8 protein-coding genes and 1 pseudogene are annotated in these 10,120 nt (G+C 41.5%); 4 read left to right on the forward strand and 5 right to left on the reverse strand.

All coding sequences use genetic code 11. The annotated features are described in order from the left end of the window. Positions 1 to 409, reverse strand: a pseudogene (locus tag GNF10_RS31885) (hypothetical protein); the annotation flags it as partial. Positions 410 to 743: 334 nt separating this feature from the next. Here GNF10_RS31885 and GNF10_RS31890 point away from each other — a divergent pair. After that, positions 744 to 1,268, forward strand: a complete 525-nt coding sequence (locus GNF10_RS31890; protein WP_185588051.1) for a hypothetical protein — start codon at positions 744 to 746, stop codon at positions 1,266 to 1,268. Between the two features lie 272 nt (positions 1,269 to 1,540). Next, positions 1,541 to 2,818: an EndoU domain-containing protein gene (locus GNF10_RS31895; RefSeq protein WP_185607350.1), complete on the forward strand. Its 1,278-nt coding sequence runs from the start codon at positions 1,541 to 1,543 to the stop codon at positions 2,816 to 2,818. Between the two features lie 255 nt (positions 2,819 to 3,073). Here the strand turns inward: GNF10_RS31895 and GNF10_RS31900 are convergent, their stop codons facing one another. The 4 genes from GNF10_RS31900 to GNF10_RS31915 all read right to left on the reverse strand — a co-directional run bounded on the left by GNF10_RS31900 (position 3,074) and on the right by GNF10_RS31915 (position 8,462). Continuing rightward, on the reverse strand, positions 3,074 to 3,712 hold the full coding sequence (locus tag GNF10_RS31900) for a DNA-directed RNA polymerase subunit alpha C-terminal domain-containing protein (RefSeq protein WP_185607351.1): 639 nt from the start codon (positions 3,710 to 3,712) through the stop codon (positions 3,074 to 3,076). Between the two features lie 67 nt (positions 3,713 to 3,779). Next, a complete protein-coding gene (locus GNF10_RS31905; protein WP_185580844.1) occupies positions 3,780 to 4,034 on the reverse strand; it encodes a hypothetical protein in 255 nt (84 codons plus the stop codon). A 584-nt stretch (positions 4,035 to 4,618) separates the two neighbouring features. Further along, positions 4,619 to 7,783: a DUF5906 domain-containing protein gene (locus GNF10_RS31910; RefSeq protein ID WP_260446359.1), complete on the reverse strand. Its 3,165-nt coding sequence runs from the start codon at positions 7,781 to 7,783 to the stop codon at positions 4,619 to 4,621. A gap of 481 nt (positions 7,784 to 8,264) precedes the next feature. Beyond that, positions 8,265 to 8,462 (reverse strand): plasmid partition protein ParG, encoded by a 198-nt coding sequence (locus tag GNF10_RS31915; protein ID WP_185582122.1) that lies wholly within the window; start codon positions 8,460 to 8,462, stop codon positions 8,265 to 8,267. Positions 8,463 to 8,728: 266 nt separating this feature from the next. Here GNF10_RS31915 and GNF10_RS31920 point away from each other — a divergent pair, with 266 nt between their 5' ends. Continuing rightward, positions 8,729 to 9,754, forward strand: a complete 1,026-nt coding sequence (locus GNF10_RS31920; protein ID WP_185582121.1) for a ParM/StbA family protein — start codon at positions 8,729 to 8,731, stop codon at positions 9,752 to 9,754. A 3-nt stretch (positions 9,755 to 9,757) separates the two neighbouring features. After that, positions 9,758 to 9,988 (forward strand): hypothetical protein, encoded by a 231-nt coding sequence (locus tag GNF10_RS31925; protein ID WP_185582120.1) that lies wholly within the window; start codon positions 9,758 to 9,760, stop codon positions 9,986 to 9,988. The last annotated feature ends 132 nt before the right edge of the window (positions 9,989 to 10,120 follow it).

A 10,120-nucleotide genomic window follows, 5' to 3' on the forward strand; every position in this document is an offset into this window, starting at 1 on the left:
ATCCTAAGCCGTAATAATCACTATTAATTCGTGTAAATAAACCTTCGTTTATAAAACCAAGTATGTTGTCTTGAATGTAAGCAGTGTTGCCAGGTAAAGTCTTAGATAATCTTCGCAAAACAGTGTTGGCAGAGTCTAGCAAGCTCACAGTCCAATTTGTCAAAAATACTTGAGAAATATTAGAAGTAAGTAGTGACTCCACATTCACTGTATAAGTTCCACTAAAAGAACCACCATGCAACTCCATTGGTAATCCCAATGACCCAAGAGCAGATGTACAAGCAAAATTTCCCCAAACACTAAATGTTTTTAAATTGACATCTATTGTTGGGTCTGTCTCACGAACGCCAATCGCTGCGGTGGTATTTTCTGGCGATAACTTTTTTAAAGATATTGCACAAGAAGACATAATTCTGATTTCTCCACATTCTGCCAGAGCAGAGGTCTTAGGTGTGCGCTCATTTGCACATCTTTGATGATGCCAAACTCAAGACACTGCTATAACCAACTTTCAAAAAGTAAAGTCCAGTTTTTATCCTGTTAGTAGCAGCCTACTGTGCTTTTAATTAATTCGGATATCTTCCTTGAGATAGATTTTGGGTCATCGTAGTCGGGTAGCAGGACTATATTGCTATAATGCCACCCCAAGAGAACCGGACGTGCGCCTTGCATGGCGGCTTATAGCAGCTTCGCTACTTTCTCCCCAATAGGCATCAACTTGGTAGTAATGTTTTAGATGAAGCTTGCAAAAAGCTGTAATTACTTATTTAAACAAAATGAGCATCAAAATATTAGAAAGTCTAAATTCCTCAGAAATTAAAGAATTTAAAGCGGAAATCCTAACAAAACGTAGTATAGGAAGTATTTTATTTGAAATAAAAGAAATAAGCTCTGATATGACCCTTGAAGAATCTGAAGATTTGACAGAAGTTCTGGATTTATTTGTTAGTCAAATGGGGCATATAGGGCTTGGCGATCACTGGAAAGAAATTCATCAAGCCGCAGCTCAAAAAATTTTAGCACTTGTCTTGACGAAAGATTTGGCTTATGATTCAAAAATTATGGCAATAGAAGAGGCTGAAAAAATTTCTACTAAGATGTTCAACTTTTTTCAAAATCCCTGTAAGTTTTTTACTAACGCAGTATTTGCCAACAACTACTCGGCGCTTAGTGCTTGGGATTCACTGACAGACGCAACATTTGACACAGGGATAATTTTTGTAAGTGCTACACTGATTGGAATGCTGTGGGTTAAGGATGAAGACTAATAACTGAACTATCAAATAAATTAGCAATCAAATTTTTAACTTATATTTAATCAAAATTTAATAGGTAAATGACATACTCAGTAACTAGATTACCAATAGTAATGCAGATTTTTTCAAATCAAATGATTTAATCTTTGCTGATTTGTTAGGATTTTTAATCCTGTATTATTTCTTTATTTATTCGTTTTAAATGAAGTAATTTAGCGGAGTTAATTTAACTATCTAGGTTCAAGATCAACTACTAATTAACTCAAGTAACTAACCTATTAACTATGTCTAAGTTAGCTTTTACTTTTAAGGTATCAACAGGAGCAGTTATACTGCTTACCTTTTGCGTAACTAGTGCAAATAGCACCACAATTTCTGAAGGTTTTGAAAGTGGTACAAAAACAAGTTATGCAAATGCTGATGTTAATCTCAGCACAGGCTTATGGAATTTGAATGATACTCTAATTGGTGATCTCAGCACTGACAGAAAAAATGGTGCAAAGTCTGCCCGGATTCGTAATAGTGGTAGAGTGACGATGCGATTTGATCGCACTACGGGTGCAGGCTCTATTACTATCAAATACGCCAAGTTTGGTACTGACGCTAATACTACTTGGGGTGTTTGGTGTTCAACTAACAGTGGCTCTTCATGGATACAAATCGGCTCCACTGTCAATACCACTTCTACAGCCTTGCAAACAGCGACTTTTACACCCAACATCTCTGGTAGTGTTCGCTGTGAAATTCGTAAGACTGATGGAACTGCAAACCGAACCAACATTGATGACATCATAATTAATGATTATGGTTCTTCCGGTTCCACTTCTCCTTCTCTACCAGCCGGTTCTGTACCTTTGTTTGACGATATCAACAACCCTGTATCCGGGTTAGCCTATGGTAGCCCAGCTGATGTTACACCGAGCGCCCCAGCCCTCAATAGCTTTGACACAGCAGTAGTCAATCTTTGCAGCGTTCCAGGTACTGTTGTCAGTCGCACTGGCTTCCAGTCTATGATGCAGAATAACCCTACTGTCTTGGCAAATGTCAAAGCATACGTGGGAGGATATCTCAAAGTAGGTCGTACTTCAAATACTGATTTCTTGAACGATTTAACCGATCTTTGGTTTAATGTCGCAGGTTTTGACCATGTATTCTGTGGAGAAGCAGTTCAAGGAGGCTCTATTGGTGGGCTACATTTTGTTGGTCGTTATGTGGAACTGCAAAATAAGGGTTTAGCTGGACGACTGAATAATAATACGTTTAGGGAAGAAGTTGTTCCCAACACAGTCTACACAATGGGTGTTGTCATGAAGGTAGGTACTGGCACTGCTCAGTCTACTATCAAAGGTTATCCTTACACCCTCAATGCTGAAGAAATTTTGTCAAACGCATCTTTAGGTTACAAGAACAACCCCAACACTAGCACCACTAACCAAGCATGTCTTCTGGGTGTCACAGATGAGAATAGAACTTTTAAAGCCGTATTTGTCAGAAGAGAAGGCGGTATCCGTACTTTCTATCCCGATGCTACTCCTGACGCTACCCCCAACTGTATCCAGTAATAGGACTAACGCAGTGATAGAAAATCAGTATTTTGGATGACGAGGGGTATAAGAGTATAGGCTTGCGCCGTGAGCGTCAGCCGAATGAAGCGTGGAGGCGTAAATGTTCAAAACCCTTACACCCCTATACTCTTACCCTCCTTACACCCAATCTACTATTTGCCGACATCACCGCCCACAGCCTACAACGTTTTTGACACTGGGATATTGAAAACGGCTCATCAAGTCCTAGCGCGTAGCTTTCGGAATTACTTCTCAGACAGAAGGCGTATGTTCCGGGTCTTGTAACTCTGGTAACTCTGGTAACTCCATCCCTCGGAAGAGCAATGCTTCAACTATCTGAGATACAGATTTATTCCCCAGATTTTTCAGCGTTCGCAAGCCTGTGACACCATATTTCTTTAAATCTTCTATTGTGTTAATTTCTGCATCGAGAAGCGCCCTATAAGTATTTTTTTTCAAATTCAATGACTCAATACTGTTTTCATCAACAACGCCATTCGGTTTATTATCCCCATTTATTTCTTCTACGGGATGTACATTACTGTTGGCAACCTCTACAAGCTGATTATCTGGCGAGATTGAGTCGGAGCTTTCAGGAAAGCTAATTTTTTCAACACTGTCTACATTGTCATCAATAACGCCATTCGGCTTATTGTCCTCAAGTATTTCTAGAACTCTATCTATTTTTGCTAGTTGCTCATAAACAGTATTTACATTCACAGTCGGTTCTACACCAGCATCAACAGAGGTTAACCAGTCATTTTTGATTAGGTTGGATAACTCTGACTTTATATGGTTAGGCTTTAATCTACCTTCTGTAATTAACTTTTCGACAACAGAATGTGGCACACGGAAGCTTACAATAGGCGATTCCTTGCTTTTTTTCCCCATCTATATCTCCATGTCGTCAACAGCGTACACAGTAAATATAGCATTGCGTATACACTGTTGACAATTATCAATTAACGTCTTTCCGATCAATTCCTAGCGCCTTAAAGCTCTGTGTTAACTGCTGCCAGAGTAACTCAATTTCCTCATAGCACTCCTCTGAAGAAATTTTTCCCGAAGTCTGTAGATTAGAGAGATAACAGACACGTTCAGAAAATTCTTGAAGATTAGCATTGAATAAAAAACTCTGAGGCGTGTACTTACCAAGATATCGATAGCGCTGGTAGAGGAAATTATTTTTGTCTATCTGATTGTCGTTATCCATATTCAAAAAAATCTTCTTAATACAAATCTAGATTGAGTTTTGAGTTTTTTCATGTTGCTTTTACATTGATATCTGCATATACATAAAGTATTAAAATTACAGTTTTGAATGGTAATAACTTAATTCTACTTCTTACTCTTTGACCCAGAAGATGCTTACGACCAGATTAAAGCACTTTGGAAACAGTTAAAGCAGAGTAAAAAAGAACTCTTGATTGATAAAGAGCCACCAGCATAAGCCTAAAAGTTACTGTAATTCCGCGCGGCATCAAGAGAAACTCATGCCGAAGATTGCGGCACCACAATATTTTTTGTCAATAAGATAGCCTAACGCGTTTGGGTACTAATAAATATTGCTAGTCAGACAATTGTAGATTGCCGATAGCGTAGCGTTAGCAACGTAGGAGCGTCTTGTAGATTTGAGATTGACGTAAGCGAGTCCGCGAGCGTCTTTTAGATTTATTCCGCCCACTTGACTGCTGGGCTTGTACCAAAAACATTCAATCTCCAATCTGCCCTATTCAATCTCCAATCTTCTCGGTCAACATCAAAGGATTTAGCATTTTCGCTCATAGAGAATATTCCTTAGTCAATTACAAACGTCTCGCATAAAATCGCATCTCGGTTGCCTTGCTCGGTGTCCACAGTCACAATTCCATTCTTGGAGTCGTAGTTAATCATTTCACCTGCGAACTTGACAGCACCACTAAGCGATCGCACTTCTACTTGGCAACCAACAAACCCTGCGATGTCCCCGCCATCTTTCTCAAACTGCAACAGTGAGTATGAGAACTCAGACTCAGCTTTTACCAAAACAGTATCGGATGCAATTGGCGCGGCGATCGCTGCCAGATCCTCAGTTGGCATACCCGCACCACTTTCTAGCTGATCCGCACCAGTAACGCAGGAGTTTACGCAGCAGTTTTCCTTATCTGGCAAGGGTTCCGCACCACTTGCACCAGTTGGGGGTACATATTCTTCTTTTTCCATTGGAACAGTCAGAATATTTAATTGCATTTCCTGATCTTCAATGTTTTCTGTGGAATTAGAAAAAGTGGTGCGGGTGGTGCGGAAGTCTTGATTTAGCGTTGTTTCTGGTGCGGGTAGTGGTGCGGAAGTGGTGCGGTTTTCGCCTAAAGTGGTGCGGGTAGCTGACAAAATTCCAATGCCTTTGAGTATTGGGATGTTTCTTTTAGCAACGTCGCAGTACCTAGTCCCTTTGACCGCTTTCGGAAACAGTTGAGAGATGCGGGGAATGATTTGGTTGATGCCCTTCACGTTTTTATCGCTAGGGCGGGCTTGGTCGATCCACGTTCTGCGGTTGCTCTCATCTACAGTGAGTGTGCCGTTTTGGGTGTACCACATCTCTAACATTGACCATAAAGCCCGTGCGCTAATCTCTCCCCCTTCCAAATAACCTATGTTGTTATCTTCTAGGAATTGGAATAAATGATTGTTGTCTTTTTGAACGTTACGGAAGGCATCAGTTGTACATTCGTAGTCAATGCCTTCTTCGATAAGGTTGTTAAGAGCCTCTAACATTTTATTTAGAAATGCTGGGGCTACTTTCGTTCTAACAAACTCTGAATCATCAGCAAAACGGGAGTCGGCTTGTAATTCGTTTGGGTTGTTGGGGTCGGGATTTTTTACAAATGTTTTTAGAAACTCCAAAACTGCGATTCTATCTTGAGTAGCTTGCATTACTCCTTGCAATGGTGGCGTTTCATTTAAGTTGAAAATGCCTGGTGCGTTCGGGGTAAATTCAATATGGTCTTTGCCTTTACGCTCACAATGTAACTTGTTACCTGTGACAAATAATTTCAGACTTTGTATTCTATCAAGTCTGCAAGTTTGTGGGTTTTCTGATGCCCAATTAAGCCGAGAATGCATTAGTGGTGCGAGTCCAAACTTTCTGCCCTCATCGTAAGCTTGGAAGTCAGATAGAGATATGCTGGTTATCCCAGTCTCTCCATAAATAATAGATACACATTTGCGAATCGCATCTTTACCGTTTGATCCTAGTCCCACCGCCAGTAATGCTTTCGCTTCTCTTCCTCTAACTTTTCTAACAGTTTGTAGGTCAAGGGATGCGGCAAGATTTCGTAAAAGAACTTCTTGCTGTGGCTTATCTAAGCAAGCGAGTAAGCGCTCACAATCTGTACTATCAGCGTTGGGGTCGTACTCTATTAATGGCTCATAAATAAAATAATCTTCGGGGGTATGTGGGTCTAGCGTTATAGTGAAATTCTTACCATTCCAAACGGCTCGAACGATTCCATTAATGCAGTTAACTCCTGGCGGATTGATTAATTCTGGGTCGATTTCTGTTCGCATTTTCGCCCACTCTAAAACTTTCTTTACCCAAGTTGGAGAAGCGTAAGGATAGGTTATTTTACCATTCGGAGCTTCAACTTTGTAAGCATCACAGAAATCAGAAATGCGCCTACGTTCTTTTGAGTCTGGGGAATACTTGTAATGATTCCGTGCATGGTAATAAAGCTCATCGTTTGCACAAATCCAAGATTTATCACCGAATAGATAATGATAAGCTTGCTGTAAAAAACTTGTACCTGTTTCTTGAGTCGAAGCATCATTATTTATGTGACTTTCGGCTGCTTGACGAGCGTTAACTGCCACATGAATTTCTGCTTCTAACCTGCGGATAAACTCTGGTACTTCCATCTGCCCCAAGATTTCTTTGATATCACTTGATTTATATGGTAAATCGGGACAGATATCATTTGGGTTAATTCCTATCAGAGCAATTCCTACTTCAGCCGCACATTCAAGGCAAGAGGCAAGTTTCTTTAGTCCAGTGTCGTCTGGGTCATGTAGAAAAATGATTAGCCCTATGCCTGAATCCTTGATGAGTTGGTATTCTGGCAGGATTGATTTCTTGTCCCAGGCACTACCTTGGAACGTAAATCCAGCAAGCCCATGCTCTCGACCAACTTCAACGCACCCCTCCCCTTCGTGCTGGAGTATTGCCGGGGTTCCTTGCACCAATTTACTAGCGGCAATTGCTTCATCAAGGCGATAAGCTCTCCAAGGTTCGTCCCCCTTTCTCATCTCTGGAGTGCCATCTGGGAGCCTATGCCATTGGCGAAAGGACTTATTGTAACCCTTCTCTTTGCTGGTATCTTTCCACTGATAGCGAACTACCCATTGGGATTGTGAGTAAGGATAGGTTACTTGTGAAGCATGACCGGGGATGCCTTTTGGCGGCTTGCTTGTTAGTGGCTGGGGCTGGGGAATAGCGATCGCCCTATCAGTCAGTGCGACCAGTGCGAAATCTTCTGGAATTATTGTTGTTTTGGGCTTGACCGTCTTGGGCTGAGGTGAATTTCTTCTGGGTGAGGGAGTGTAATTAGCCCCTGCTCTTTCTGCCACCACTTCAGCCCAAGGTTTAATCGCCTCCCGGATGTCCTTACACTCACAATTATTGAAGCATCTGTACTTCCCGGTTTCTGGGACAATAGATAAGTCATTCCCGCCACAAACTGGACAAATAAACTTATTTTTAGCTTTGGACGGTTCTAGCTGATCTTGAAAATTTCGGATGTCGAATTTTTCAAATGCCTGTTGAGTTCTTGAGGCATTAGTTTTTTGTGGTGTACTGAACAGGCGTTTATTTTCTACACACTCTTGCTTAATTGGGGCAGATTGTGCTATTTTAAGCGGTTCAGAAATATTCGGGGTTGCGCCATGATCTAACAGTCCGGGCGCACTTTGCATTTCTAGCGTATTCATTTGTACTACTCCATATATTTTTTGTGTTTTTTGGAGTAGTTCTTTGCCGTTGTCGCCGCGTTCTGTTAGGTTAGAAGGTGAACAATTATAGAAAAATAATCTGGTTGTAGTTTTTGTTGACTACTCGTGAACGATTTCCAGTCGTTCTTGGTGTTCGCCTCATCATCTAACTGAGCGCACCCGAAGCAGCAAGAGCTACTCCTTTTTTTTTGCACCCAAGCATTCAATCTGCTTGGGAATTTTCGTTTTTTAGCCAGTTTTTAAGCATTTTCCAGATGATTTTACTGCGTCCCGTTTTCCTGTGGGAGCAGTAATTTTCAAGTTGGTTCGTTCCCCCTACATACAAGACGTGATCATCTGCCAAGACAAAGCAAATACCAGGGCTGGTGAGTAAAGATTTCCCATTAGACAAGCAATGGAAGGGTGAGGGTAACGACAGAGGGCAGCGACAGGGGATATACCTCAGTGAAATTGATCATATTTAGTCGTTACTTGCATCCTTATTTTGCTTTTGATGCTTTCGTTTTTCTTGTACCCAGCTTTCGATAAGCTCTGCGACAACATCCTCCATAGTTACTTCCTCAGCAACACACATTTGCTTGAACTCCTTGTGAAGTTCTTTCGGAACTCGTGTTCTCAGATACTGCTTTTCTACCACATTTCGTGCGGATAAGTTCACAAATCCAATTGTATAACTTTTACTTAAGCTTACCTGGACATAGATAAAATATCCTAACCACAAAACCTATAAACCACAAATCCGCAAGCGGATTTTAATGTTATCTTGTAAATGTGAGCCAAAAACCAAAAGTGGCGAAAACAACCGCAGATGGAAGCGGATAACAGACCCCGCAAGACGGATAGAACAGTAACCGCAGATATCCAAAGCTTTTTCACCACAAAGGTTTTACGAAAAATTGAAACAAATTTAAGGACTTCAATCAGATGGTAGATTTGGCATCAAGTCCCACATTAGGGACATTAGCCCCATCGTTGACCCCTGCTTCTTGGGATTGTGGTAACGGGTATTCTAAACTACATTTACCCCAAGGAGAGATACTTATTCTCTCCTACTTTAAACAAGTCATTGAAACGGACTCTAACGACTACGAAAGCTTAGGCAACGGTGCGGTAGTCGAATATCTTCAAGGCGAACGCTCTGATCTATCTGGCTCTAAGTGGTTGATTGGAGAGACTGCCGAAATCTACTGTAAGCAGTCATTTGGACGCATTGTTGATGACTTCAAAAACAAGATTACTTATGGGCTGCAAATGCTCTTAGGTGCAATTGCTCAAACTCCTAGACAGCAGAGCTATAACTTGTTTTTAGTCGCTTCATTGCATGACTCTCAAGCCTTTGCCCATGATCTAAAGAAAGCCTTGCAAGGTAAGCACATCGTCAAGTTTGATGGCAAAGACATTGTAAACGTTGATATCACCTGTCAAATAACAGAGGAAGGTGTAGGAGCATTGTTAGTTTCCCGCGCTCCTGGTCAGCAGAAAGTCGCGCTCATTGACCTGGGGCATGGAACTACTATCACCTCAATATTTGAAGGCAACAAACTATTACAAAATAGTCGCAAGATTGACACAGTAGGCGTTCACCATCTTTGTGAGACGATAGCGAATAACCTCCAAACCCGTCGCCACCTTGGTAAACCAGCTAACCCTCATCTGATCCGAGAGGGGATGAGCAAGAACTTTGTTTATGGAACCACCAATTGGGAGTTTTCAAGCATTTACTCTGACGAACTTAAGGGATGGCTTGCATCTTGTTTAGTGCCTGCGTGGAAGCATTTGCAATCCCGCGCTGATGACCTGGATGCTATTTACCTTGTGGGTGGTGGTGCAATGCTGCCATCAGTTAGTGCAATCGCATCTAGGCAAGGAATTGCACAGATTCCTAATTCCCAGACTGCCAATGCAATTGGGTTACTTAAATTAGCTGTTGCATCACTAAAGAAGGTTTAATTTATGGCGAAAGATAACCGGGTTTGCATCCCCAAAGATTTGATTGACCCCGTAAAGGCTGAGGCGGAAAAACTGCTTCTCACCGATGACCTGACCTCTGCTGTGACTTGGATTTTAAGGGCTTACTTTCGAGATAAAAATTCACTTTGCTGTCAGCACAAGCAACAACCTGCTCTAACTGACCAGTCCCAAGCCGACAGCTTAAGTAACTTTGAGGATTTGTTCGTAGCGTAACCATGAAAATCAACAAAACACTTGGATTCTCTGTTGCTGCCCTTGGCTTCCTAGCTGTAGCGAACTGCAAACATAAACGCTTCAAACCGCAAACAAGGCGATTTTGAAACCACATTCTCTGCAAATAAGGGT

The sequence above is a fragment of the Nostoc sp. UCD121 genome (genome assembly GCF_014222285.1).
Classification (GTDB): Bacteria; Cyanobacteriota; Cyanobacteriia; order Cyanobacteriales; family Nostocaceae; genus Nostoc.

Bases quoted from the DNA above. Each gene is read 5' to 3' on its own strand.
- GNF10_RS31895 (WP_185607350.1), top strand. From the start codon at position 1,541: ATGTCTAAGTTAGCTTTTACTTTTAAGGTATCAACAGGAGCAGTTATA.
- GNF10_RS31900 (WP_185607351.1), bottom strand. From the start codon at position 3,712: ATGGGGAAAAAAAGCAAGGAATCGCCTATTGTAAGCTTCCGTGTGCCA.
- GNF10_RS31905 (WP_185580844.1), bottom strand. From the start codon at position 4,034: ATGGATAACGACAATCAGATAGACAAAAATAATTTCCTCTACCAGCGC.
- GNF10_RS31910 (WP_260446359.1), bottom strand. From the start codon at position 7,783: ATGAATACGCTAGAAATGCAAAGTGCGCCCGGACTGTTAGATCATGGC.
- GNF10_RS31920 (WP_185582121.1), top strand. From the start codon at position 8,729: ATGGTAGATTTGGCATCAAGTCCCACATTAGGGACATTAGCCCCATCG.
- GNF10_RS31925 (WP_185582120.1), top strand. From the start codon at position 9,758: ATGGCGAAAGATAACCGGGTTTGCATCCCCAAAGATTTGATTGACCCC.